The sequence below is a fragment of the Ruegeria sp. HKCCSA071 genome (genome assembly GCF_017872555.1).
GTDB lineage: Bacteria > Pseudomonadota > Alphaproteobacteria > Rhodobacterales > Rhodobacteraceae > Ruegeria.
In genome coordinates, this window is sequence record NZ_JAEDOX010000001.1 from 802198 (window position 1) to 827299 (window position 25102).

General features: G+C 57.6%; 21 protein-coding genes and 1 pseudogene. 18 read left to right on the forward strand and 4 right to left on the reverse strand.

What is annotated here, in order from left to right; genetic code table 11:
• Positions 1-26: 26 nt before the first annotated feature.
• Entirely contained in the window at positions 27-1229 is a 1203-nt protein-coding gene (locus I9188_RS04010) for a multidrug effflux MFS transporter (protein ID WP_209504135.1), read from the reverse strand.
• Positions 1230-1336: 107 nt separating this feature from the next.
• Here I9188_RS04010 and I9188_RS04015 point away from each other — a divergent pair, with 107 nt between their 5' ends.
• The 12 genes and pseudogenes from I9188_RS04015 (at position 1337) to I9188_RS04065 (ending at position 15129) form a co-directional block, all read left to right on the forward strand.
• Positions 1337-3187 carry an ABC-F family ATP-binding cassette domain-containing protein gene (locus tag I9188_RS04015; protein ID WP_209504136.1) on the forward strand — a complete coding sequence of 617 codons (1851 nt, stop codon included), beginning with the start codon at positions 1337-1339 and terminating at the stop codon, positions 3185-3187.
• Positions 3184-3576, forward strand: coding sequence for an ACT domain-containing protein (locus I9188_RS04020; RefSeq protein WP_209504137.1), 393 nt, complete (start codon positions 3184-3186; stop codon positions 3574-3576). The genes I9188_RS04015 and I9188_RS04020 overlap by 4 nt, the downstream gene beginning before the upstream one ends.
• Positions 3573-4193 carry a MarC family protein gene (locus I9188_RS04025; RefSeq protein WP_209504138.1) on the forward strand — a complete coding sequence of 207 codons (621 nt, stop codon included), beginning with the start codon at positions 3573-3575 and terminating at the stop codon, positions 4191-4193. The genes I9188_RS04020 and I9188_RS04025 overlap by 4 nt, the downstream gene beginning before the upstream one ends.
• A gap of 41 nt (positions 4194-4234) precedes the next feature.
• On the forward strand, positions 4235-4816 hold the full coding sequence (locus I9188_RS04030; RefSeq protein WP_209504139.1) for a TIGR02281 family clan AA aspartic protease: 582 nt from the start codon (positions 4235-4237) through the stop codon (positions 4814-4816).
• Between the two features lie 48 nt (positions 4817-4864).
• Positions 4865-5485, forward strand: a complete 621-nt coding sequence (locus I9188_RS04035) for a hypothetical protein (RefSeq protein WP_209504140.1) — start codon at positions 4865-4867, stop codon at positions 5483-5485.
• A 62-nt stretch (positions 5486-5547) separates the two neighbouring features.
• Positions 5548-6762 carry an MFS transporter gene (locus I9188_RS04040; RefSeq protein ID WP_209504141.1) on the forward strand — a complete coding sequence of 405 codons (1215 nt, stop codon included), beginning with the start codon at positions 5548-5550 and terminating at the stop codon, positions 6760-6762.
• Positions 6759-7079 (forward strand): hypothetical protein, encoded by a 321-nt coding sequence (locus I9188_RS20170; protein WP_245220410.1) that lies wholly within the window; start codon positions 6759-6761, stop codon positions 7077-7079. The genes I9188_RS04040 and I9188_RS20170 overlap by 4 nt, the downstream gene beginning before the upstream one ends.
• A 12-nt stretch (positions 7080-7091) precedes the next feature.
• Positions 7092-7355, forward strand: a pseudogene (locus tag I9188_RS20175) (YceI family protein); the annotation flags it as partial.
• Between the two features lie 80 nt (positions 7356-7435).
• Positions 7436-8656 (forward strand): MFS transporter, encoded by a 1221-nt coding sequence (locus I9188_RS04050; protein WP_209504142.1) that lies wholly within the window; start codon positions 7436-7438, stop codon positions 8654-8656.
• A gap of 206 nt (positions 8657-8862) precedes the next feature.
• The gene (metG, locus tag I9188_RS04055; RefSeq protein WP_209504143.1) at positions 8863-10581 is read left to right on the forward strand and encodes a methionine--tRNA ligase; all 1719 of its coding nucleotides are present in this window, start codon (positions 8863-8865) and stop codon (positions 10579-10581) included.
• A 249-nt stretch (positions 10582-10830) separates the two neighbouring features.
• Positions 10831-11988 (forward strand): efflux RND transporter periplasmic adaptor subunit, encoded by a 1158-nt coding sequence (locus tag I9188_RS04060; RefSeq protein ID WP_209504144.1) that lies wholly within the window; start codon positions 10831-10833, stop codon positions 11986-11988.
• 3 nt (positions 11989-11991) lie between these two features.
• Complete coding sequence (locus tag I9188_RS04065; RefSeq protein WP_209504145.1) at positions 11992-15129, forward strand: multidrug efflux RND transporter permease subunit; 3138 nt, start codon at positions 11992-11994, stop codon at positions 15127-15129.
• 43 nt (positions 15130-15172) lie between these two features.
• On the opposite strand, the gene I9188_RS04070 is transcribed toward I9188_RS04065, so the two are convergent.
• The gene (locus I9188_RS04070; RefSeq protein WP_209504146.1) at positions 15173-15718 is read right to left on the reverse strand and encodes a DUF2087 domain-containing protein; all 546 of its coding nucleotides are present in this window, start codon (positions 15716-15718) and stop codon (positions 15173-15175) included.
• A gap of 194 nt (positions 15719-15912) precedes the next feature.
• Positions 15913-17499, reverse strand: coding sequence for a glycerol-3-phosphate dehydrogenase (gene glpD / locus I9188_RS04075; RefSeq protein WP_209504147.1), 1587 nt, complete (start codon positions 17497-17499; stop codon positions 15913-15915).
• A 180-nt stretch (positions 17500-17679) separates the two neighbouring features.
• On the opposite strand from glpD, the gene I9188_RS04080 reads away from it, so the two are divergent.
• The 6 genes from I9188_RS04080 to I9188_RS04105 all read left to right on the forward strand — a co-directional run bounded on the left by I9188_RS04080 (position 17680) and on the right by I9188_RS04105 (position 22410).
• Positions 17680-18441, forward strand: coding sequence for a DeoR/GlpR family DNA-binding transcription regulator (locus tag I9188_RS04080; RefSeq protein WP_209504148.1), 762 nt, complete (start codon positions 17680-17682; stop codon positions 18439-18441).
• Between the two features lie 80 nt (positions 18442-18521).
• A complete protein-coding gene (locus tag I9188_RS04085; RefSeq protein WP_209599590.1) occupies positions 18522-18704 on the forward strand; it encodes a DUF5993 family protein in 183 nt (60 codons plus the stop codon).
• A gap of 10 nt (positions 18705-18714) precedes the next feature.
• Positions 18715-19284 (forward strand): disulfide bond formation protein B, encoded by a 570-nt coding sequence (locus I9188_RS04090; protein WP_209504149.1) that lies wholly within the window; start codon positions 18715-18717, stop codon positions 19282-19284.
• A gap of 34 nt (positions 19285-19318) precedes the next feature.
• The gene (locus tag I9188_RS04095; protein WP_209504150.1) at positions 19319-19681 is read left to right on the forward strand and encodes a DUF3302 domain-containing protein; all 363 of its coding nucleotides are present in this window, start codon (positions 19319-19321) and stop codon (positions 19679-19681) included.
• A gap of 21 nt (positions 19682-19702) precedes the next feature.
• The gene (locus tag I9188_RS04100) at positions 19703-20848 is read left to right on the forward strand and encodes an efflux RND transporter periplasmic adaptor subunit (RefSeq protein WP_209504151.1); all 1146 of its coding nucleotides are present in this window, start codon (positions 19703-19705) and stop codon (positions 20846-20848) included.
• Between the two features lie 11 nt (positions 20849-20859).
• The gene (locus tag I9188_RS04105) at positions 20860-22410 is read left to right on the forward strand and encodes an efflux transporter outer membrane subunit (RefSeq protein ID WP_245220411.1); all 1551 of its coding nucleotides are present in this window, start codon (positions 20860-20862) and stop codon (positions 22408-22410) included.
• 3 nt (positions 22411-22413) lie between these two features.
• On the opposite strand, the gene mprF is transcribed toward I9188_RS04105, so the two are convergent.
• Positions 22414-25023, reverse strand: coding sequence for a bifunctional lysylphosphatidylglycerol flippase/synthetase MprF (mprF, locus tag I9188_RS04110; RefSeq protein WP_209504153.1), 2610 nt, complete (start codon positions 25021-25023; stop codon positions 22414-22416).
• Positions 25024-25102 lie beyond the last annotated feature (79 nt).

Consider the following 25102-nt stretch of genomic DNA (forward strand, 5'->3'; position numbering starts at 1 on the left):
TGATGCTTTGCCGGTGGCTTTGTAGTTCAGATTGTCTCTGGCAAAGGGTCGAAGCGGTCCAGTCGACGGATGTAAAGCACCGCCAGCAAGCCAGCAAAGCTACAGGCCCACATCATGCCCAGTACCAGATACGGCCCGTTTTCGGGGCTGACGAATGCGCCGGTCATTGAGGTCAGGACAGCGCCCAAAGCCACGATCATCGCCCCCGACAGCCCTGCTGCGCTACCTGCCAGCCCGGGGCGTACCGACATGACACCAGCCGCGGCATTGGCATTGGTCAAACCGTTGCCAAAGCCGACACAGATTGCCGAGCCGAAGAAGACCCAGACCGATCCTTGATTGGCGAGAAACAGCATCAATCCGCAAAACGGCCCGGTCGAGGCCACGATCCTCCCTGACAAGATCATCGTCGTCAGACGCGTCCGGGCCGCAATCCGACCGGTAACAAAATTGCCAACCATGAACCCGCCGGTGATGATGCCAATCCCCAGCCCCAGCGTTGCTGGGCTCAGGTCGAACCACGCTGCAGCAACCAGCGGCGCACCGGTGATAAAGCTGTAGAACCCCCCAATCGAAAACGCTGCGCATAAGGCATAGCCCCAGAACCTGCGGGCACGGAACAGATGTGGATACTCGCGCAGTTGGGCACCAAATGTGGACGAGCGGTTCGTGTTGGTCTCGCCCATGTCGAACCAAAGCAGCACCAGCAACCCTGCCCCGAGCAACGAGTACAGGACAAACCCCGAACGCCAGCCGAAAAGCATATCCAGCACCCCACCCAACATCGGCCCAAGCATCGGGGCCAAAGCCATGGCCATTGCGACGTAACCGAGTTTGCTTGCCGCCTCATTCGGTGCGTAACGGTCTCTGATCGACGCGCTGGACAGGACCGAGCCCGCGACGACAGCAGCCTGAAGCAGGCGGAAGCCAAGAAAAACCCAGATCGAACCGGCCAGTGTGCATCCGATCGACGCGAGGGAAAATATTGACATACAAATCAAAAGGATAGGCCTGCGCCCAAAGCGATCCGATAACGGACCCATGATCAGTTGCAACACTGCCGAAATCGCCAGATACCCCGCAACGGACAGGTTCATCAGGCCGTAATCCACGGCGAAATCTTCACTCATATGCGCCAGCGACGGCAGGAACATGTTGAGCGTCAGCACCGACAGCGCCGTGGCAAAGATCAACGTGATCAGGGATGGAGGCGTCCGGGCCGCGCGCATGTCGAAAACCGCTTCAATAAACAAACGAGACAGCGCTAACACATTGCTTGACGCTTGAAAACGCCAAGCCGCTGGCGGCGGCATCACACCTCTGCTAAGAGCGCCCCATGTTACGGATCGAAGACATCACCTATGCCGTTGAAGGCCGCCCATTGTTTGATGGCGCCAGCGCAACCGTGCCAGACGGTCACAAGGTTGGCCTTGTTGGACGGAATGGCACGGGAAAGACCACGCTTTTTCGCCTGATCCGCGGGGAACTGGCGCTGGAATCGGGCGATATCGCGGTTCCCAAACGCACCCGCATTGGTGGGGTCGCGCAGGAGGTCCCCTCGTCTGACGTTTCGCTGATCGACACTGTTCTGGCCGCTGATACCGAACGCAGCGCCTTGATGGCCGAGGCTGGCAACGCAACGGATCCCACGCGAATTGCCGAAATTCAGACCCGGCTAGCCGATATCGACGCCTGGTCGGCCGAGGCCCGCGCAGCCTCGATCCTCAAGGGATTGGGGTTTGACGACGCCGACCAATCGCGCCCCTGCTCGGATTTTTCCGGTGGCTGGCGGATGCGCGTGGCATTGGCGGCGGTTTTATTCTCGCAACCGGATTTGTTGCTGTTGGACGAACCGACCAACTATTTGGACCTTGAAGGCGCGCTATGGCTGGAAAGCTATTTGGCGAAATATCCGCACACGGTCATTATCATCAGCCATGACCGGGGCCTGTTGAACCGTGCCGTAGGGTCGATCCTGCACCTGGAGGATCGTAAACTCACCTATTACGCGGTGCCTTACGACAAGTTCGCGGAACGCCGTGCGGAACGGCTGGCACAGGCGGAATCGGAAAACGCCAAGGCCAAGGCCCGCATCGCACACCTGCAAAGCTTTGTGGATCGCTTCCGCTACAAGGCGTCGAAAGCCGTACAGGCCCAATCGCGCCTGAAGATGATCGAACGCATCCAGTTGGTCTCAACCCCGCAAGAGGCCGCGCTGCGTGCGTTTTCCTTCCCCGAACCCGAGGAGCTGTCGCCGCCGATCATCCAGATTGAAGGCGGCGTGACCGGCTATGGCGAGATCGAAGTACTGCGCCGTCTGAACCTGCGCATCGATCAGGATGACCGTATCGCGCTGTTGGGTAAGAACGGTCAGGGCAAATCCACCCTGTCCAAACTGCTGTCAGACCGCCTGCCCCTGATGGCGGGCAAGATGACCCGCAGCAACAAGCTGCGCATCGGGTATTTCGCACAGCACCAGGTGGACGAGCTTTATGTAACCGAAACGCCACTGGACCACCTGCGCCGCCTGCGCCCGGACGAGGCACCAGGCAAGTGGCGCTCGCGTTTGGCGGGGTTCGGCCTGAACGCGGCTCAGGCGGAAACCGAGGTTGGCCGCCTGTCGGGTGGGCAAAAAGCGCGCCTGTCGCTGCTGCTGGCCACCATCGACGCGCCACATATGCTGATCCTCGACGAGCCTACGAACCATCTGGATATCGAAAGCCGCGAGGCGCTGGTCGAGGCGCTGACGGCCTATTCCGGCGCTGTCGTGCTGGTCAGCCACGACATGCACCTTCTGTCGCTTGTTGCCGATCGGTTGTGGCTGGTCTCGGAGGGTACGGTCAAATCTTATGACGGTGACCTTGAATCCTATCGTGCCCTTTTGCTGGCGCGTGACAAACCGGTGAAGGAAAAGCCGCAAACAGAGAAACCCAAACGCGCCTCGCGCGATACCATGCTGGCATTGCGGGCGGACCTGCGCAAATGCGAGGATCGGGTCGAGAAACTGACAAAGATGCACGACAAGCTCGCGGCAAAACTGGCCGACCCGGAGCTATACGAGGACGGCAAGATCAACGATCTGGAAACCTGGAACCGCAAATTCGCCGAAGTGGTCGAGGCCATGCAAAAAGCAGAAGCGCTTTGGATCGCCGCTGCTGAGCGACTGGAACAGGCGGAAACGGTATGAGCGATCCCGTTGTTGAAACCAAAGCGATGATCGCGGGAATGCGCCCCGAAATTCAACCCTGCGAATTCGCATTTGTTGTCTGGCCCGAAGATATGGACTGGCCCGACGGGACACGCGCCAGTTATGTCGAGGCCGAAGGGCTGTCTTTAATCGTTCCGATTAATTGTGCACCAAAAGAGGCGGTCGCTATGCGCTGTATCACGCTTCAGGTACACTCCTCGCTGGAAGGCGTGGGTCTGACCGCTGCGGTCTCGGGGGCGTTGGCACAGGCCGGAATTCCGGCGAACATGGTTGCGGGCTATCACCACGATCATGTCTATGTTCCGTCAGGATTGGCCGAAGACGCCCTGAGAATTTTGAAAAATCTGCAACAGAGTAGCAAAGAGTGATTGACACCGCATTTCTGATCACCGCGTTCACAACGCTTTTCGTGGTTCTTGATCCACCGGCGCAAACGCCGATTTTTGTGGCCCTCACTCAGAACATGGATTGGCACACGCGCCGCTCTGTCGCGATACGCGCGTGCCTGACTGCTGGCGGCATTCTGGCGATGTTCGCGGCCTTCGGTGAAGCATTGCTGGGATTTGTCGGCATTTCGATGGAGGCGTTTCGCGTTGCGGGGGGAGTTTTGCTGTTTCTGACCGCGCTCGACATGCTGTTTGAACGCCGGACCAAACGTCGTGAAAACAGCGCCGAAGAGGAAGAACATCCGGACCCGTCGGTGTTTCCACTGGGTATCCCACTGATTGCAGGGCCTGGTGCGATTGCCACCATGATTCTACTGGCCGGTCAACATCCCGGCATTCAGGGTCTGGCCGTGGTCATCGGCGTTATGCTGGTCGTACTGGCAATGGTTTTTGTGATGTATCTTTCATCTGGGGCCGTGGCACGGCTTTTGGGGAAAACCGGGCTGAACGTGTTGACCCGGCTTCTTGGGATGCTGCTGGCTGCATTGTCTGTTCAGTTTATTCTTGATGGCCTCAAGGCCTTTGGATTCGCATCTTAAACCCCCATATTCACAAGGTTAAGGGGATTTCCGGGAACCGCATGGACAGTTTCGATATTGGACGCCTGATCTATCTGGCCCTGCTTGGGGCGGCGCTGCTGATGTGGTTTGTCACCCACAATCGGCAGTCGCTCGGCAAGACGTTGCAGCAGGTGATGGCATGGGTGTTCATTTTCGTCGGGGTCATCGCACTGGTCGGTCTGTGGGAGGATATTCGCTCCTCGGTCGGTCCCGCACCGCAGATGAGTGTCACCGGAAACTCGGTTGAGGTTCCCCGTGCCTATGATGGCCATTATTACCTTCCGGTTCTGGTGAATGGTGAGCTGATCACCTTTCTTGTCGACACCGGCGCCAGCCAGATCGTGCTGAACGCTCAGGACGCCAAAAGGGCAGGCATTGATCCCGATCAGCTGAACTATTTCGGGCGCGCCTTGACTGCAAACGGTGAGGTGCGTACTGCGCCGGTGCGGCTTGAGACCCTGACGGTAGGACCCATTACGGATCAGAATGTTTCGGCCTGGGTCAACGAGGGCGAACTGGATAAGTCTCTTTTGGGGATGGAGTACCTGCACCGTTTTTCAAGCATCCAGTTTGCGGATGGCAAGCTGATCCTGTCCCGTTAATGCCTCTCACCTCTTGAGAACAAAAGTGGAACATGATAACTTGTGGGCATGTCTGCTCAGCTTCTTGGCCACAAACCTGCGCGTCAGGTACCGGGGGTAAATCTCCATTCCCAGATCACCCTGCAACCGGGTCGCGTGCACGAGGCTTGCGGCCCCGCCCGGCGCAGCTTTGCCATCTGGCTGGCCGGTCAGACACAGGGCCCCGTGCTGTGGATTTCCCCCGCGTGGGAGCCCGCCCAACTGAACCCCGACGGAATTATGGCCTTTGCTGATCCGGCGCGTTTTCTGTTCGTCCATCCCACCCGCGCCGAAGATCTGCTATGGTGTATTGAAGAGGCGCTGCGCAGCGGGGCCATCCCGTTGATCATAGGCGACCTGCCCGGCGCACCGGGGCTGACGCCGGTGCGGCGGATGCATCTGGCCGCAGAACAAGGCGGCACGATGGGCCATGCCCCGCTTGGCTTGCTGCTGACGCCCGGTGAGGGCGGCGCACAAGGGGTTGAGACACGCTGGCACATGGCCGCCGCCCATCAGGGGGATGCCAGGCACTGGACCCTGACCCGCCGCCGCGCCCGCGCCCTGCCCCCGGTCAGCTGGCAGGCCACTCAGACTGCTGCCCGTACCGGTCTGCACCTGAAACGCACCGAAACAGAGGACATTCTGGCGTGAAGCCGCAACGATCACGCAAGATGTGACTGGCCAAACTCCGGATCGCACCCTAGCGTCGCCGCATGAGCCACCCGATCCATGACAGCCGCTATTCCTGGATACGCCTCCTGATCACGCTCGCCATCGCAACTGTGGCGAATGTGGGAATGTGGGCGGTCATCGTGGTCATGCCCGCCGTAGAAGCTGAGTTCAGCGTCGGTCGCGCTGAAGCCTCAATGCCATATACGCTTACGATGATAGGATTCGCGCTGGGGAATATGTGGCTGGGGCAATTGGTTGACCGGTTGGGGGTAACACGCGCGCTGATCGGCGCAGCTGTTTTAAGCGCAATCAGTTATGCGCTGGCAACGCTGGCTCCAAATATCATACTTCTATCTGTGGCGCATCTGCTGGTCGGGCTGGGAACATCGATCGGATTTGGGCCCTTGATCGCCGATATATCGCACTGGTTCATGAAACGGCGCGGAATCGCCGTCGCACTGGTGGCCAGCGGGAATTACCTGTCTGGGGCAATCTGGCCCACCCTGCTCGCCGGTATTCTGGCACGCGACGGCTGGCAGCAGGTCTATCTGACATTGGCGGCTCTGACGCTGCTGGTTGTCATCCCCCTTTCCTTGTTGTTGCGCCGCAAGGTCCCAATCGAGGCGCACAGCACCGCCGCGGCCACAGCCCGGATCAACGCACGCAGTGTCGGTGTTTCACCGCGCGTGTTGCAGTACATTCTTGGTCTGGCCGGCATTGGATGTTGCGTAGCGATGTCCATGCCACAGGTCCATATCGTGTCGTATTGCGTCGGGCTGGGATATGGCCCCGCAGTGGGGGCTGAAATGCTATCGCTGATGCTACTGGGTGGCGTCGCCAGCCGTATTGTCTCGGGCCTGTTGGCCGACCGTCTCGGCGGCGTCATGACACTTCTGATCGGCTCTGTATTGCAGTGCATCGCGCTGTTCCTGTTCCTGCCATATGACGGGATGGTCTCACTTTACGTGATCAGCTTGCTATTCGGTCTGGCGCAGGGTGGCATCGTGCCCAGCTACGCTTTGGTTGTCCGCGAATACATGCCGCCGCAAGAAGCCGGTGCGCGAGTCGGATTCGTCATGATGATGACAATTCTTGGCATGGCGCTTGGTGGCTGGATGTCAGGCTGGATTTACGATGTCACCGGAAGTTACCAACTCGCTTTCGTCAACGGCATTCTTTGGAACGGTTTGAACATTGCCATCATACTGATGTTGCTCAAAAGATCCCGTCCCAGACGAGGCGCGGTCATGGCATGAGACTCCTGACCCGCCGAAAGGTGCTTGCAGGGATGGCGGCTCTGCCTTTGGCCAGTACAGCGCAGGCCGCGTTGCAGCCATACATCTTATCAACGAAAGCCACCGTGGTCGGTTTTACCTTTGATCTGTCTGGCATTCCCCAGACCGGTTCAATGCCGATCCGGCAGGCTGACGTACAGATTGACATGCACCGCCTGCAAAACAGCCAGGTCACAGTGGTTCTGGATGTTAACATGGCCAAGACTCGCTTGCCCTTTGCCCGCATGCCAATGCTCGGTCCCAGTGTATTGGACACCAAAACCTTTCCGACAATTTAGTTCGTATCGACTGACATTCAACTGGGCGCGGATGGGCGCATATCGAATGGTGCTCGTATCACGGGGGAACTGACAGTTCGCGGTATCACGCGCCCGGTCACCTTGGAGGCCAACCTCTACCGCCAGCCCGGAACAGCCGCGAACGACCTGAACCGCCTGTCCATAGGTTTGACGGGGACTTTGAACCGGCACGACTTCGGCGCTTCGGGCTATCATGATCTGGTCGGAAAAAACGTCGGACTGAACATCCATGCCGAGATCATTCGCGCAACCTAAACCACAAAAAGCAAAAAACGACTGGATAAAGTCGAATAGATGCGCGCATTGTCCGGTGACGCCGCCTATCTGAGAAAACCATGCGCACGATCATTTCATTTGCCGCTCTGTTTCTTTCGGTCATTCTGCTTCAGCTTTCAACGGGCGGCGTCGGGCCACTTGATGCCATTTCCGGGATCACACTGAACTTCTCGACCGAACAGATCGGTATGCTGGGTTCGGCACATTTCCTCGGCTTTTTCATAGGTTGCTGGTGGGCGCCGCGACTGATGGGCAGCGTCGGGCATTCCCGCGCATTTGCCGTATGCACGGCGCTGGGCGCGATGGGGTTGATCGGGCACACCCTGACAGACAATCCCTACGTCTGGGCGGCGCTGCGCATTGCCTCAGGCACATGTGTGGCAGGCTGCTACACCGTCATCGAAGCCTGGCTGAATGCAAAAGTGACCAATGAGACACGCGGTCGAGCAATGGGCACCTATCGCATAGTCGATATGGGTGCCTCGCTGAGTGCACAGTTGATCATCGCCATCCTGCCACCCGCCTCGTATGTTTCCTATAACCTCCTGGCTATCCTGTGCTGCGCCTCGTTGCTGCCTCTGACCCTGACACGCGCAAGTCAACCGAGGACGCCTGACGCACCTCGGCTGCGCCCGAAACTGGCGTGGCACAGTTCGCCATTAGCCGTAGCAGGCGTCATTGTTTCTGCACTCAGCTCAGCATCTTTCCGAATGGTCGGGCCAGTCTACGGTCAGGAAGTCGGGCTGGGAGTGGATCAAATCGCCTTCTTCCTAGCTTCTTTCGTTCTGGGCGGAGCACTGGCGCAGTATCCGATGGGATGGCTCGCTGACAAGTATGACCGGCGCTGGGTCTTGATCTGGCTTTCGGTCGCGGCGGTACTAAGCTGCGGGGTTACAATGGCGGCAAGCGACACGGGAACCGTCGGTGTCATGCTGGCCGCAGGGCTTTTTGGCTTCACGACATTCCCGATCTTTTCGGTGTCCTCCGCGCATGCCAACGATTTTGCGACGACCGAACAAAGGGTCGAATTGTCTGCCGCCCTGATGTTCTGGTACGCGCTGGGGGCAATTGCATCTCCCTATATCACATCAACACTGATCCAGGATTTCGGTCCCAGCGCTTTGTTTGCATTTGTCGCGATTGGACATGTGTTCCTGATCGGGTTCGGACTGGCCCGGATGCGTTCCCGTCCAACACCAGAGGAGAGAACCAATTATGTTTACGCGCCGCGTACATCATTTACTGTCGGAAGGCTGCTGAAACGCGCCCGAGAGGAATGAATAGCGGACCCGCAGCCCTGCATTTCGGAGAGTCTACGTATTGGCTGACCACATTCTGATCGGTTTACAACGGCCATCGGTGACTTGGTCGTCCCATCAGGCGCGCGTCACAAATCAGAGTTATTCCAGTCATCTACGAAACCGGGCTTTTGCTGAGCGGTGACTTAGGTTAGACGAACGCGCAGTTAGATACGCGGAAACGGAATATGGCTCGGATTCTCATCACCTCGGCGATCCCATACATCAATGGGATCAAGCATCTCGGCAACCTGGTCGGCTCGCAACTGCCTGCCGACTTGTATGCACGCTACCAGCGTGGCCGGGGGAACGAGGTCATGTTCCTGTGTGCCACCGACGAACATGGCACCCCGGCCGAACTGGCCGCGGCCAAGGCGGGAAAGCCGGTGGCCGAGTATTGCGCGGACATGTACGAAATTCAGGCCGACATCGCCAAACGTTTTGGGATGAGCTTTGATCACTTTGGCCGCTCATCCAGCGAGCAGAATAAAAAGCTGACCCAACATTTTGCCGGAAAGCTGGATGAGGCCGGGTTGATCCGCGAGGTCACGGAAAAGCAAATCTATTCCAACGCAGATGGTCGCTTTCTTCCGGACCGCTATATCGAGGGCACCTGCCCCAATTGCGGATACGAGAACGCACGTGGCGACCAGTGTGAAAACTGCACCAAGCAGTTGGATCCAACCGACCTGATTGAACCGCGCTCGGCCATTTCGGGCTCGACGGATCTGGAAGTGCGCGAGACCAAGCACCTCTATCTGCGCCAATCGGCAATGAAGGATCAGCTGGATGCCTGGATTGACAGCAAAACCGACTGGCCGATCCTAACCACATCCATTGCCAAGAAATGGCTGCATGATGGCGACGGGTTGCAAGACCGGGGGATCACCCGCGATCTGGACTGGGGTGTTCCGGTCAAGAAAGGCGATCAGGACTGGCCCGGTATGGAAGGCAAGGTCTTCTATGTCTGGTTCGACGCGCCGATTGAATACATCGCCTGTGCCAAGGAATGGGCGGATTCCACGGGGAAACCCGATTCCGAGTGGGAACGCTGGTGGCGCACCGATAAGGGCGCGGACGATGTGCGCTATGTCCAGTTCATGGGCAAGGACAACGTGCCGTTTCACACGCTTTCTTTCCCCGCCACTATTCTGGGATCGGGCGAGCCGTGGAAAATGGTCGACCACCTGAAATCCTTCAACTACCTGAATTACGACGGCGGCCAGTTCTCGACCTCGCAGGGGCGTGGCGTTTTTATGGATCAGGCTCTCGAGATTCTGCCAACTGACTACTGGCGGTGGTGGCTGCTGAGCCATGCGCCAGAAAGCAGCGACAGCGAGTTCACGTGGGAGAACTTCCAACAATCCGTGAACAAGGATCTGGCCGATGTTCTGGGCAACTTCGTCAGCCGCATCACCAAGTTCTGCCGCTCGAAATTCGGTGAGGTGGTGCCCGAAGGCGGTGACTTTGGCGAGCGTGAGAACGCTCTGATCGACGAACTCACCAAACGCGTCCGCGCTTACGAGGCGCATATGGAAGCAATGGATGTCCGCAAGTCGGCTCAGGAACTGCGTGCCATCTGGGTGGCTGGCAACGAATACCTGCAAGCAGCGGCACCGTGGTCAACCTTCAAGGAAGACCCCAAACAGGCCGCTGCACAAGTACGCCTGGGCCTGAACCTGATCCGGTTCTATGCCGTGCTCAGCGCGCCGTTCATCCCTTATACCTCGGCCAAGATGCTAAGCGCCATGAACACGCTCGACACCAGCTGGCCGGATGACGTGGCCGCAGCGTTGAACGCGCTACCCACGGGTCACGACTTTACCGTGCCAGACGTTCTGTTCGCCAAGATCACAGACGAACAGCGCGAAGAATGGCAGGCAAAATTCGCCGGTAAACGCGGCTGACCGCCCTGATATTCGAAAGCTCAAACGGGGGCCGTTGGTCCCTGTTCTCGTTCGGCACCTCGGAACGGGCCGACACCTAAACCAGCTTAGTTGCTGTAAATTTTGGCGTCATCGCAAACCACCTCGGGATTCATCGCGCTTGAGAATTCGTGGTAAACAAGCCATCCTGCAAACAAGTTTTGTCGACTCGCGCGATTGTGACCGCCGGGATGGACACCAATTGTTTCTGAAATGCACGAGGCTTTCGCCATGTCCCAAGTTTTCCCTTTTCCAACTCAGGCCCGCAATCCAATTGCCACCGCATTATTGCTGATATCCCTGGGACTGGCCCAACCTGCAACTGCACAGGACGAAGGAGCGGCACCGAAAGTCACGATTGCGGCCGCCTACACCGAAGAAATCACCGACGAGGCTTCCTTCATAGGGCGCGCTCAGGCGATCAATAAGGTCGACATCGTCGCCCGCGTGAACGGTTTTCTCAACAGCCGGAATGTCGAGGATGGGACTACGGTCAAGGAAGGCGACCTGTTGTTCACTATCGAACCGGACCTTTACGAGGCGACATTGGAGGCCCGAAAAGCCGATCTGAACCGGGCCGAGGCAAATCTTGAGTTGGCCAAGGTGGACCTGGCGCGTAAGGAAGAGCTTTACAAGCGCGACGCGACACCTGAATCCGAACGCGACATCGCGCGGGCCAACGAACTGGTCGCCGAGGCTCAGGTCAAGGCCGCAAATGCAGCGATCCAGCAAGCCGAACTGGACCTCAGCTATACACAGATCCACGCGCCTTTTGATGGACGTATAGGCAGCATCACCACCAGTGTCGGTGATGTGGTCGGCCCGACCAACCCGCCGCTGGTGAACATTGTTAGCGAGACGCCAATCTATGTGAATTTCTCGCTCAACGAAAAACTCTTCACTTCGGTTCTTCAGACCGTTGGCGCAAATTCCGCTTCTCTTGCGGACAGCCCGCAAAGCCCCAATGTGCATATCACGCTGCCAAATGGAACAAAGCTGGATGAAACGGGCAGGATCGTATTTGTTGACAATCGTATCGACCCGTTGACCGGCGCGATCACAATGCGCGCCCAGTTCGAAAATGCCGACCGTTTGATCCTGGACGGTGCATTCGTGAATGTGCAGATCGAAGCGTTGCAACCGACCTTGCAAGTTCTGGTGCCGCAAGCTGCGCTGCAACGCGACCAGCGCGGTGACTTTGTGCTTGTAGTAAACGACAAACAGATGGTGGAGCAGCGATACATCACCACAGGCAACACGGAAGGTACCGCCATCATCGTTACCGAAGGTTTGCGTGAGGGCGAAAGCGTGATTGTCGAGGGCCTGCAACGGGTCCGCCCCGGCGTGGCTGTTGACGCGGTCGTCGCCTCTGAACAGCCGGGAGAGTAATCGATGTTCTCAGCCCTGTTCATCAGCCGGCCAAAGCTGGCGTTTGTCATCTCGCTGGTGCTGACCATCATGGGTGGCATCGGCTATCTGGTGCTGCCGGTCGCGCAGTTCCCGGACATTACCCCGCCCGTGGTCAATGTTTCCACCAAATACACCGGCGCAAATGCGGAAACAGTGGAGAACACTGTGGCCGCACCGATCGAGGCGCAGGTCAATGGTGTGGACGACATGATCTACATGACATCCAGATCGTCTGACAACGGCTCGTATTCGCTGGACGTAACCTTCGAAGTTGGCACCGACCCCGATATCGCCTCGGTCAACGTGCAGAACCGGGTGGCGCAGGCAATGTCGTCGTTGCCCGCCGAAGTGACATCTTCGGGCGTTGTCACACAAAAATCGTCGACCAATATGCTGATGCTGGTCACGCTGACCTCGCCCAACGGCACCTATGACAGCGTGTTTCTTTCCAACTATGCTTCGATCAACCTGCGCGATGCGCTGGCGCGTGTGCAAGGCGTGGGTAAGGCTGATGTTCTGACCAACCTTGAATACGCCATGCGGGTTTGGATGGACCCTGACAAGATGGCAGCCCTGTCCATCACACCAGGCGATGTAATCACCGCGATCCGCGAACAGAATATCGAAGTGTCCGCCGGGTCGATTGGTGCGCCGCCTGTGCCCGAAGGACAGACCTTTCAATACACGATCAAATCCAAGGGGCGATTGACGTCAGCCGAAGAATTTGGCGACATCGTGATCCGTACCGGAGATGCCGGCGCAATTGTCCGCGTAAGGGACATCGCCCGGGTTGAGCTTGGCGCACAGTTCTACTCGGCGTCCGGCTATTTTCAGTCCGTGCCCGCAACCGTGATCGGTATCTATCAAGCGCCCGGCGCAAACGCCCTCGCCGTTTCAGAGCGCGTGCAGGCGGAACTGGAGCGGCTGTCCCGCGCATTCCCGACGGATGTCGAATATGATGTCCCCTTCAACACGACCGACTTTGTCGAAGCTTCTTTGAATGACGTTGTTTCCACACTGATCCTGACCTTCACACTTGTGATCTCGGTCGTTTTTGTGTTCCTCGGCAGTTGGCGTGCCACGATCATTCCGGCGGTTGCCATCCCGGTCTCACTGATTGGCACGTTTGCTTTCTTGCTGGCCTTTGGCATGTCGTTGAACACGATCTCGCTGTTCGCACTGGTGCTGGCTATCGGTATTGTGGTCGATGACGCCATCGTCGTTGTTGAAAACGTCGAGCGCATCATCGCTGATGAGGGGCTGCCCCCAGCCGAAGCGACCCGTAAGGCGATGGGGCAGATCACAGGCCCGGTCATCGCAACCACATTGGTTCTGTTGGCAGTATTCGTGCCGGTGACCTTCATGCCGGGCATCTCAGGGCGGTTGTACTCTCAGTTCGCTGTCACGATCTCGACTGCTGTTGTGATCTCGTCCATCAACGCGCTGACACTGTCACCTGCCCTGTGCGGCCTGGTCCTTAAGGCCCGCTCAGGGCCGCCCAAAGGGCTGCTTGCACTGTTCGAAAACTTCATTGGTGGCGTTCGCAACGGCTATGTCTCTATTGTTCGCAAACTACTTGTCTTTCCGGCTATCGCGCTGGCCATCGTGGTTGGTCTTGGCATGGGAACAGGGGCGATCATGTCGAACACCTCAGCCGGGTTTATCCCGCTGGAAGACAATGGTTATCTCTTTGTTGACGTGCAACTGCCTGACGCCGCGACGTTGGAACGGACCGAAGCTGTGACAAAGCGCCTCGATGACCAGATACGCGAGATCCCGGGTGTGTCCAGCACCGTTCTGATCAATGGCTTTTCATTGCTGAACGGCACAATTACCAACGGCGCTGCGATCTTCGTGAACCTCAACAACTGGGCCGAACGGCAGGAGGAAGACCTGAGCGCCAAGGCCATTCTGGGCAAGGTGCTGGCCATCGCGAATAACGAAACCGCAGCCTCGACCGTTGCCTTCAACCCGCCACCAATTCAGGGTCTTGGCATGTCTGCCGGGGTTGAGATGGAGGTGCAGCAAACCGGAGGCGGCTCGCCGCAGGATCTGGCTTCGGCTGTGGGATCGTTTGTCTATTCGGCCAACCAGCGCCCCGAGATCGGGCAGGCCTATACGACATTCCGCGCCAACGTTCCGCAGCTGTTCGTGGATCTGGACCGCGAGAAAGCCAAAACACTGGACGTCTCGGTGGCTGAGATTTTCCAGACCATGCAGGCCCAGCTGGGGTCGTATTATGTCAACGACTTCAACCTGTTTGGTCGCGTCTATCGCGTAATGATCCAGGCGGAAGGCAGCTATCGCGACAATGTCGATGACATTGCCAGCCTCTATGTGCGCTCTCAGAAGGGCGACATGGTGCCACTGGGCACCCTGATCGACGTAGAAAACGTGTTGGGGCCGGTTCTGCTGAAACGGCATAACCTGTTCCGGTCGGCAACGGTTACGGCGGTGCCTGCACCGGGCCTTTCCAGCGGCGATGCGATCACCGCGATGACAGAGGTCTCTGCTTCAGCCCTGCCGCCGGGATACTCGTTCGAATGGACGGGGACGGCACAACAACAGTTGGCGTCAGGCAGCCTGGTGATCATTATTCTGGGGCTGGCCATCCTATTCGGTTACCTGTTTCTTGTGGGACAGTATGAAAGCTGGACTATGCCGGTCTCGATCCTGCTGTCAGTGGTCGTGGCCCTGTTCGGGGCGGTGGCCGCGGTTGCCATCGTCGGCAGTGACATCAACCTCTATACGCAGATCGGTATGATCATGCTGGTGGGTCTGGCCTCGAAGAACGGCATTCTGATCGTCGAGTTTGCAATGGAACAGCGCGCCAAGGGTCTTTCGATCAAGGAAGCTGCCGTCGAGGCCGCTCATCAGCGTTTCCGCGCTGTCATGATGACTGCCCTGTCTTTCCTGTTGGGGGTCGTACCGCTGCTGGCTGCCAATGGTGCGGGTGCGGCCAGCCAGAAAGCCATCGGTGTCGCCGTGTTCGGTGGCATGTTGGCCGCGACGCTGGTTGGCGTGATCGTGGTGCCTGTCCTCTACGCCCTGATGCAAAGCATGCGTGAGTGGCTGAAAGGCAGCAAAAACGATCCCGGCCCTTCAGAAGAAGCGGCCTGATCCGATCAAAGCCCCGCCCATCAGCGGGGCTTTTTTCTTAACGTCAGTCTGGTCTTCCCCGCCGACGTTCAGAGAGTTCCCGGATCACCACCTTTGCTTCTGGTGTCGGTGCCTGCTCGACCCGGCGATAATCCGATCCATCCCGGTTCCGTGTCAGCAGCCCACAGGAAATCATGGTCCGGCGCAGGGTTGCAGGGTCATCAAAACAATGTTCGGCATTGAGGCACACGTTGACCTCACCCTCTTGCAGCACCGCGGCTGCCGGTATCGCAGACCAGAGCCCCCACAAAGACAACGTCTGCACCGATCGTTTTGACGGCCATTGTCGAAGCCTGCCTTGTGCGTCGAACAGGTGCAATATACGCTCAACCGTGCGCATGTCAGCAGCCGGTTGTTTCGGACGGGCCTTGATCCGCCTGGCAGCAGCACTGGTGGCGCGCATATGTTGCACGTTCTGAAACCCGGCGGCACGAGCGACCATATTCATCAGTGTCAGGTGCGACGGGCTGGAGCCGCCAAGCTGTTGGGACAGGGTGCGCACGAATCCGGTCAAATCATCGGCGTGCAAGGGTACAGGAGTTTTGCTCATCACAAATCCATATCGGGCGTTTGCGCGATCGTTGGTCGCTGACTTGACGAAACAACGCCCTGATGGTTGCGATAGTTTCACTTACACTGGCAGGTTTAGCACTCTGGTTAAGAGCAGCGACGCCTCGGTGTCTGCCGACCGTGACCAACGGCTAGCACAACACGCATCACCCGCCAAGAGGATAGAAAGATGGATCAGGCCTTGCCGGGGGCCAGCCGTTCAGCCATCCAACCGTCGATCCGCGCGATCTGCTCCGCACTCAGTCGCAGGCCCAGCTTGTTGCGCCTCCAGACGACATCTTCGGCGGTCCGTGCATATTCCTTGTCGATCAGCCACACGACCTCCCGCTCGGTCAGGGTTGCGCCAAAATCCTCACCCAGATCAGACAGCTGCTGCGCATCCCCAAGGACATCTGTTGCTTCGGTTCCATAGGCCCTGATCAGGCGTGCAGCCCAGGCGGCACCCAGAAACGGATACCTGACCAAAAGCTGATCAGTCAGGGCTTCAACAGCGTCAACCGGAAAGTCACCGCCCGGCAGCGTCACACCGGCGGTCCAGGGGCCCGGCATATTCGGAAAGAATTCACCAACCTTTTCCAGAGCACTTTCCGCAAGCCGGCGATAGGTGGTGATCTTGCCGCCAAACACGTTCAATACAGGCGCCCCACCCTGCGCATCGACCTTCAGTGTGTAATCCCGCGTTGCAGCGGTGGCACTGCTGGCGCCGTCGTCATAAAGCGGCCGCACACCGGAATAGGTCCACACAACATCTTCGCGGGTCACAGCGCGCTTGAAATACTTCGATGCGAAGGCGCACAAGTACTTCTGCTCGGCCTCGGTACAGACGGGTTTCGTGTCAGGGTCTGGGTGATCCTGATCCGTTGTGCCGATCAGGGTAAAATCCTGCTCGTATGGTATGGCGAAAATGATGCGGCCGTCTTCGCCCTGAAAAAAATAGCACTTGTCGTGGTCATACAGCCGGGGAGTCACAATATGGCTGCCCCGAACTAGCCGAACACCCTCGCGTGAGTTCACACGGATCTTGGTCTGGATGATGTCCCCGACCCAAGGGCCACCCGCATTGATCAGCATTCTGGCCAGGACAAGACGGATTTCGCCGCTGTTGCGATCACGAATGGATACCTGCCAAAGGTCGTCCACCCGCTCGGCCGAAATCACCTCGGTTCGCACCATGATCTGCGCACCGCGCGCCTCGGCGTCGCGGGCATTCAGGACCACCAACCGTGAATCTTCGATCCAGCAATCGGAGTATTCATAAGCCGTTTCGAACTTGTCCTGTAGCGGGGCGCCTTCCGGAGCCGATCGCAGGTTCAGCGACGTGGTGCCCGGCAGAATTTTGCGGCCACCCAGATTGTCATACATGAACAAACCCAACCGGATCAGCCAGGCCGGACGCCGCCCCCGCATCCACGGCATGACCGTGCTGAGTAGCCGTGAGGTCGGCGTTTCCGAGTCAAACCGCATGTCCTTGTGGTAGGGCAGCACAAAGCGCATCGGCCAGCTGATATGCGGCATCGCGCGCAACAGGGTTTCACGCTCGATCAGGGCCTCGCGCACCAGACGGATTTCGAAATACTCCAGATACCGTAACCCGCCATGAAACAGTTTGGTCGAGGCTGATGATGTGGCCGAGGCCAGATCATTCATCTCTGCCAAAGCAACTGACAGCCCGCGGCCAGCAGCATCCCGTGCGATGCCGCAACCATTGATCCCGCCACCGATGATAAAAAGGTCCGTTGTCTGAACGTCCGCTGACTGCATGCCAATGATTCCTTGTCAGGATGGATGATAGGCATTTGCCAGAACATTCTTCGTATGGTCAATGTTTATGTTCGTATTTCTTCGTTTTGCAACACTGGCCTTATATTTTCGCATGCCGTTCTTGCAAAACCGGCCAGAAAGAACAAAAACGAAAGAAATACTTCAAGTCTGGAAACACCCATGTCGCTGTCTTTCCGCCAATCTGACATTCTGGACATTGCCGGGGCCGAAGGTCGCGTCACCGTTGACGGGTTGGCCGAAAGATTTGGTGTCACGGTCCAGACGATCCGGCGCGACCTGACCGAGCTGGCCGAGGCAGGTAAACTGGATCGGGTGCATGGCGGCGCGGTTCTGCGCTCGGGCGTTTCCAACATAGGATATGAAGACCGCCGTGCCCTGAACGCCGACGCCAAGACCCGTATTGCACAGGCTTGCGCCACCGATATACCCGACGGTGCGTCGATCTTCATGAACATCGGAACCTCGACCGAGGCAGTGGCGCGGCAATTGCTGAACCACAAGAATCTGATGGTTGTGACCAACAACATGAACGTCGCAAACATTCTGATTGAGAACCCGGATTGTGAGGTCGTCATGGCCGGTGGCGTCCTGCGGCGCACAGACGGCGGGTTGATCGGGAACCTGACCGTTTCGACCATTCGGCAATTCAAATTTGATCTTGCCGTGATCGGCTGTTCAGCTTTGGACATTGACGGAGATCTTCTGGACTTCGATTTTCAGGAGGTACAAGTCAGCCAGACCATCATTGCGCAGGCACGCCGTACATTTCTGGTTGCCGACCATTCAAAGTTTCACCGCTCTGCCCCGGCGTGCATCGCTTCTTTGGCTGAAATCGACGCGATCTACACGGATGCGCCGTTACCTGGCAATCTGCACCTGCGCAGTCAGGAATGGCAAACGAACATCATCCTGTGTAACTAGCGGACATTAAGAATAGTCTCAAAATTACCGCGTCGCTTGCCAGATGCCACCCGGCCTGACACTATCGTCTGCATAAAGATATGAGCACGGGAGGGGAGCACCGGGCCATGATTGCGCTTTTATTTGTACTACTTACCGCCACGATGGGGCTCAACTATTTCAACATGAAGAAGGCAGGCAATGCGTTGTTCTTCCTCACAATTGCTCTGAGTATCTACTGGTTGAAATTCCACGCCACCAGTCAGCTGAAAATTCAGCTATGAGGGCCTCGTCATGACACCTGAACTGTCACGTACACTGAACGCGATCGGAATGCTGGCTGTCTGTCTTGTTCTGGCGCTGGCGTTCTTCTATCAACTTGTCCTTTACGAACTACCTTGCCCGCTTTGCCTGTTGCAGCGTGTCGGCTTTGTTGCTGTCGGCGTCGGGCTGGGCTTGAACCTGCTGTATGGCGCGCGACCGCAGCACTATGCCATCATGCTGATTGCCGCTTTGTATGGCGGCAGCGTTTCGATCCGGCAAATCCTGTTGCACATTGTGCCGGGAACCGGCCACTACGGTTCGCCCGTTCTGGGGCTGCATTACTACACTTGGGCGGGCATCGCCTTTTTCCTTGTCCTGCTGGGTACGTCGTTCATGCTGCTTTTTGATCGCCAATACGACTCGGGCGCGACCAGCGAGGGGCGATTTGGGGGAAACAAGCTGGCCAAAACCGCCTTCTTTGTCATGCTGGCACTGGCCGTGCTGAATGCCGGTTCAACTCTGCTGGAATGCGGACCGGGCATTTGTGATGACCCACCTACGGACTACAAGTTGATTGACGAACTGAAAGCGAATGATTGAGATACCCTAACCTTCCCCTGATGGAGGCAAACGCATGGGACTATTGGGCCAGCCGCTTGGCTATTATGACTATCTGACATTTGCCGCGCTGATCCTGCTGCTTGCAGCGGTTATGGCGCTGTTCCTGTTCATTATGGGCCTTCCGGGGCGGATCGCGATCAAACGCAATCATCCCCATGCCGAAGCTGTAAAGATCATGGGCTGGATGGGGTTCTTGGCTGTCGTGCCTTGGGTTCACGCTTTCATGTGGGCTTTCCACGATGGCGTCACGGTCGATATTCGCCGCGGCCCGGACGAGGAAAAAGATGCCATTCGCGATGAAATCAAACGTCTGGGCGGCAAGGTCAAGCCCGAATACCAGGATCGTCTGGACACAGACGACACACAACCCGGTTAAAGCCGAAGGACCCTAATACCTATGTTCGTCGCCCTCGGCATCACGCTGTTCTACATCATTTTCGTCTGGCTCATTTTCTTCAAGCTGGAATGGCTGAAGTTCAACATAGCCTGGGGCATTGTTTCGTTCTGGGTGGGCGCACATCTGCTGCTGATCTTCCTTGTGGCATTGCGCTTCTTTCAGCCGTTTTCGGCAGACAGCCACGTGGTGCGTTCGACAATACAGATCATCCCTAAGCTGACACAGCCGACGATCCTGTCCGAGGTGCTTGTTGAACCGAACACACCGGTCACAAAGGGCGATCCGCTTTATCGGTTCGACGATACGGTGTTTTCTCTGGCGGTCGATAATGCGCAGGCCCAGTTGGTGGCGGCACAGCAGAACGCCAAGATCCTTGAACAGGATGTCATTGCCTCGACCGAAGCTGTCGAACGAGCCAATGCACAACTGGCTTATGCGCAAACTCAACAGGCAAGGTATGAAAACCTTGTTCCTGCCGGAGGCGCCCGTCAGGACGACCTCGACCGTTGGAACGAACAGGTGACGGAAGATCAGGCTGCCGTCAAACAGGCCGAGGCGAACCTGGCCAAGGCTCAGCTGGCGCTGGAATCGCAGATTGACGGCGTGAACACCGGCGTCCTTCAGGCGCAGACGCAATTGGCCGAAGCCGAGTATTTTCTGGAAAACACAACAATCTATGCGCCTGAAAATGGCATGATCGTCTCGCAGCAGGCTCGCCCCGGATTGGTAGTCGGTGACGTCCGGTTGGGTGCGATTGCCAGCTTTGTGACTGATGAAAGCCCTTATATCCTTGCCACATTCCGCCAGCAGAACCTGAAATTTGTCGAGCCGGGGCAAGAGGTCGAAGTCGCACTTGATCTTTATCCCGGTGAAATCCTGACAGGCAAGGTCGAAGCGATCTGGTGGGCGACCCGGCAAGGGCAACTCATCCCGTCGGGCCGCCTGCCCGGTTTCGAGCTGCCCAAACTGCCCGGTCGGATTGCTGTTCAGATCACCGTCGATGTTCCGGAAGACCACATTTTCCCAGCGGGCGGCCATGCCGCAGTGGCGATCTATACAGGCCAAGGCAAAAGTTTTGAGTTTCTGAGGCGTATCAACATCCGCCTCTATTCTTTCGCCAACTTCATCCGACCTCTGGATATCTGAGGATGCGCGCCATGACACTCCGCAGGTTGCTGGGAACCGCCATTTGTGCCGCCACTCTTGCGGCCTGCACACCCGTTGGGCCGGATTTCGTGCGCCCCAACTCACCGGTCGTGAAACAGTGGATCGAGGTCAACAACCCCAGCACTGGTCAAAGCGGGCTGACGTCGCGCAGTGCGCCTGTCGTGAAATGGTGGCAGACATTCAATGATCCGACCCTCAACAAACTGATTGCCGAGGCCTACGCCCAGAACCTGACACTTCAGGTCGCTGGCGCGCGGGTTTTGCAGGCTCGCGCACAACTGGGTATCACCTTTGGCGAGCTTTATCCACAGTCGCAGGCCATAGGCGGATCGCTTGAACGGCGCCAGATCAGTGACAATCTGGGGCCGATTTCGGATGTTAATCGCGTCATCCCGCTGGATACCGAATTCTCGACCTCGCAAGTCGGCTTCGATGCCCAGTGGGAGCTGGACGTCTGGGGTGCCCAGCGGCGCGGTGTTCAGGCGGCGCGATCCAACCTGGCCCTGCAAGTGGCGAATTACGACGACGCGTTGGTTACGCTGACCGGGGACGTCGCCGCGCTTTACGTCAATATCCGGGCGTTGCAGGAGACGCTGGCAATTGCGCGCGAGAACATCAAATTGCAGCAGGACTCGGCAGACCTGACTCAGCTGCGGTTCAACAATGGCGTCACCACGGAACTGGACGTGCAAGAATCCACCGCCCTACTGAACAACACTAAGGCGCTGGTACCGGAACTGGAAAGCGACCTGCAACAGACCAAGAACGCGCTTGCGGTGTTGTTGGGCACAACACCTTCACGCATGACCGGTCTGTTGGGCAATACCGGACGCATTCCATCGGCCCGAGCAAATGTGGCTGTGGGCGTTCCCGCTGAATTGCTGCGCCGCCGCCCGGATGTGCGCGCGGCTGAACTGGCGGCAGCCACGCAATCAGCACAGGTGGGCATCGCGATGGCGGACCTGTATCCCCAATTTATCCTGTCGGGCGCGATCGGTCTGCAGGCATCCGGCGGGCGCGATCTGTTCAGCGGTGGCAGCACAACGGGACTGGCCAGTGCTGGTGTGGTCTGGAATGTGCTGAACTATGGCCGCATCAAGAACAATGTTCGCGCGCAAGACGCCGCTTACCAGGCGCTGATTGCGAATTATCAGAACACTGTGCTGACAGCTTATTCCGAAGTTGAAAGTGCCATGGTCGCTTATGCGCAGGCACGTAAGCAGGTCGGGTTCTATCAGCAAAGTGTCGAGGCCTCACGCAAAGCTGCCGAAATCGCCGTCAACCAGTATACAGACGGCATTGCCGATTATTCGCGTGTTCTGAACACCCAGACCGCGCTATTGCGATCACAGGCCAACCTGATCGAGGCGCGGCAGCAAGTATCCAGCAACCTAGTGGCGGTTTACAAGGGCCTGGGCGGCGGATGGCAAATCCGTCAAAATCAGGAATTCCTGCCTGAAACCGTTCTGGCCGAGATGGCCTATCGCACGGATTGGGGCGATCTGCTGCAGAAAACCCCAACCCGCGCGAGCCTGAATTAGGTGCTACTTGGTTAACCCGCGCAACCCGCCCGAGATCAGGATATTGACCTCATAGAGGATGCGGGGCGCCGCCAGCCCGCCGGGGCTGGCCAGATAATTCGGGCTCCATTCCGGATCGAACTTCTGCTTGAACGCACGAAGACCCTCAAAATGGTAGAACTGTTCGCCATGTTCGTAAACGAACCCTCCAATCCGGTTCCAAAGCGAGGCAAGCTGACGGTTCTCAATCCCTGAGAACGGTGCGGCACCCAGTGAAAACCAGTGAAAACCCTGCTGCGCACCCCAATCCATCATGTCGGCGAAAAGAGCGTCCATGACGAAACTTGGGCTATCGGGTTCATAGCGCATAAGGTCCAGTGATAACTCGGATTTATTTCCCCCTTGGAACAGGTTGGCAAAGGCCATGATCTTGCCGGTGTTGCCATCACGCAGGATCGCATGATCGAAATAGGACAGGTATTGATCATCAAATCCACCCAGCGCAAAGCCCTTTTCTGCACCGGCCTTTTGCGCAAGCCAGCGGTCTGAAATCCCACGCAAGTCTGGCAACAGAGGCGCCAGTTCTTCTTTCGGAATGATCTCGAACACATATCCTTCGCGTTGAGCACGGTTCTTGGCCTGCCGGAACCGCTTGCGCGACTTTCCGTCCAGTGAGAAGTCGTGCAATGACACCCGCGCAACCTCACCAATCTTCAGGATCGACAGTCCAAGATCCAGAAAAGTCGGCAGATATTTGGTCGAGACACTGTAGAACGCGCAGAGTTTACCTTCGCGATCCGCCATTTCCCGAAGTTGCCAGATCAGTTGCTGCCCGGCCCTCTCGTCACCAACAGGTTCTCCTTTTGAAATCAGCGCATTGCCCGTGTCGGCGTAGGCGATAAACGCGGTCTCATCCGGTGAGATCAGGAATTGCTTGTCGCCGGTAAGCGAGATCTGGGATTCCGTATCCTCACTCTCCATCACCAGCTGCTCCACAACCTCTGGGATTTCAACCCGCTGCGGTGTCGGTATCTCACGCCCGAACAGAGAGTTCACGGCAACAATGCCCACGATCACGGCCACAACAAGGCTGGACCGCAGAAAGCGCGAAGCGTCACCGTTCCAGGCAAACTGCCACCACAGATCGTTTTGGTATTCGACATGCGAATATGCAAACAGCCCGATCCAGAAAATCACCGCCAGCAGAACCACGACACTGATCAGCCATGGGATGTTCAGCCTAAATATCGACGCGCCGCTGACTCGGTAGAACGCGCCACGAAACATGGCCAGCAGACCAATCGTTCCCAGCATCGAAAGCGCTTCGTGGATGTCGAGCCCCTTTGCAAGCGAAGCAAAGAACCCTGCCCCCATCAGCACCATCGCAACGATCCATGCCCGGTAGAGCTTGCGGAACAACCCGCGCGAGACCAGCAACAGCAACACGCCTACGACGCTGCCTGCTAGATGCGAAGCCTCGACAAACGAAAGCGGCAGAATATCTTTCAGCGTGCCGAGCTTTTGCGCCCCAGCTGGCAAAGCGCCCGACACCAGCAAGATCACTCCGGCCGCCGCGGCAACCCCGGCCGCGACCATCGGAACCATGGGACGGATCACGCGATAGACCCAGATGGCGGCACCACCAATCATGTGTCTTTGCGTCAAGGCAGATGCAACGGCAATGGAAAGGCTGGCGACTGCAAATGGCAGAAAAGTGTAAACCACCCGGTACAGCAGCAACGCAGCAATCACATCCGAACGGCCCGACGCCCCCAGACCGGCAATCAATGTCGCCTCAAACACGCCGATCCCACCCGGCGCATGGCTTAGGATCCCAACGGCAATGGCAGAGATATAGATCGTGAAGAAGTACGGGTACCCGACACCCAGATCATCCGGCATCAAAACGTAAAGCACCATGGATGCGCCAAATAGGTCGCCAATGGCAGCCAACGTCAGCAGGCCTGCCAGTTTCCCGCCGGGCAGATCGAAACCGACGCCTGCAACAGCCAACCGCCGGCCACCGCTGGACAACCATATGAACATCGCGACAAATGCAGCCAGCAAGCACAATCCTATGATGGTTTCGGCCGTTTCGCTGACGGGCATCACCTTGGATATTCCATCCGGGTGCAGGGTCAGCAACAAACCCAAAATCAGGATCAGACCCATCCAGAACGCCACCCACGAGGTCGCGATTACGCCAGCCACCCGGCCAAGGTCCAAGCCAAGCGACGCATATATTCGATACCGGATCGCAGTTCCTGTAATGTAGGAAAACCCAAGGCAGTTCGAAACCGCGTATCCGCTGGCTCCGGCCATCCCCGCGACAGGTAACGGCACCTTCCCGTCCGCCACGCTTTGTACCGCGAACACATCATAAAGCGACAGCGACAAAAAGCTAAACGCTGTCCAGCACACCGCTAAAAACATCAGTTTCCATGATGTCGCCGAAATATCGGTCTGGACATCCGACCATTTCACATGGGCCGACAGATCGTGCAAAACCGAAAGGGCAATCCCGGTAATAACGACCGGTAACGCGATGCGCAGCCAAGGTTTTTCCAGCAGGGCAACAAGTCGTTCGACCCATTGTCCGGCTAAAGGCTCGTCGCCCTTTTCAGATGTCGTCATGCCGTAAGCCTTCCGGATATACTGACCCCTTAGACGGCAAGCGACCTACCTTAGGGTAAGCCGCACCCTGTCTGCTCAC

Coding starts and splice junctions, on each gene's coding strand:
- I9188_RS04010 (WP_209504135.1), bottom strand. CDS start 1,229: ATGCGCGCGGCCCGGACGCCTCCATCCCTGATCACGTTGATCTTTGCC.
- I9188_RS04015 (WP_209504136.1), top strand. CDS start 1,337: ATGTTACGGATCGAAGACATCACCTATGCCGTTGAAGGCCGCCCATTG.
- I9188_RS04020 (WP_209504137.1), top strand. CDS start 3,184: ATGAGCGATCCCGTTGTTGAAACCAAAGCGATGATCGCGGGAATGCGC.
- I9188_RS04030 (WP_209504139.1), top strand. CDS start 4,235: ATGGACAGTTTCGATATTGGACGCCTGATCTATCTGGCCCTGCTTGGG.
- I9188_RS04035 (WP_209504140.1), top strand. CDS start 4,865: ATGTCTGCTCAGCTTCTTGGCCACAAACCTGCGCGTCAGGTACCGGGG.
- I9188_RS04040 (WP_209504141.1), top strand. CDS start 5,548: ATGAGCCACCCGATCCATGACAGCCGCTATTCCTGGATACGCCTCCTG.
- I9188_RS20170 (WP_245220410.1), top strand. CDS start 6,759: ATGAGACTCCTGACCCGCCGAAAGGTGCTTGCAGGGATGGCGGCTCTG.
- I9188_RS04050 (WP_209504142.1), top strand. CDS start 7,436: ATGCGCACGATCATTTCATTTGCCGCTCTGTTTCTTTCGGTCATTCTG.
- metG (WP_209504143.1), top strand. CDS start 8,863: ATGGCTCGGATTCTCATCACCTCGGCGATCCCATACATCAATGGGATC.
- I9188_RS04060 (WP_209504144.1), top strand. CDS start 10,831: ATGTCCCAAGTTTTCCCTTTTCCAACTCAGGCCCGCAATCCAATTGCC.
- I9188_RS04065 (WP_209504145.1), top strand. CDS start 11,992: ATGTTCTCAGCCCTGTTCATCAGCCGGCCAAAGCTGGCGTTTGTCATC.
- I9188_RS04070 (WP_209504146.1), bottom strand. CDS start 15,718: ATGAGCAAAACTCCTGTACCCTTGCACGCCGATGATTTGACCGGATTC.
- glpD (WP_209504147.1), bottom strand. CDS start 17,499: ATGCAGTCAGCGGACGTTCAGACAACGGACCTTTTTATCATCGGTGGC.
- I9188_RS04080 (WP_209504148.1), top strand. CDS start 17,680: ATGTCGCTGTCTTTCCGCCAATCTGACATTCTGGACATTGCCGGGGCC.
- I9188_RS04085 (WP_209599590.1), top strand. CDS start 18,522: ATGAGCACGGGAGGGGAGCACCGGGCCATGATTGCGCTTTTATTTGTA.
- I9188_RS04090 (WP_209504149.1), top strand. CDS start 18,715: ATGACACCTGAACTGTCACGTACACTGAACGCGATCGGAATGCTGGCT.
- I9188_RS04095 (WP_209504150.1), top strand. CDS start 19,319: ATGGGACTATTGGGCCAGCCGCTTGGCTATTATGACTATCTGACATTT.
- I9188_RS04100 (WP_209504151.1), top strand. CDS start 19,703: ATGTTCGTCGCCCTCGGCATCACGCTGTTCTACATCATTTTCGTCTGG.
- I9188_RS04105 (WP_245220411.1), top strand. CDS start 20,860: ATGACACTCCGCAGGTTGCTGGGAACCGCCATTTGTGCCGCCACTCTT.
- mprF (WP_209504153.1), bottom strand. CDS start 25,023: ATGACGACATCTGAAAAGGGCGACGAGCCTTTAGCCGGACAATGGGTC.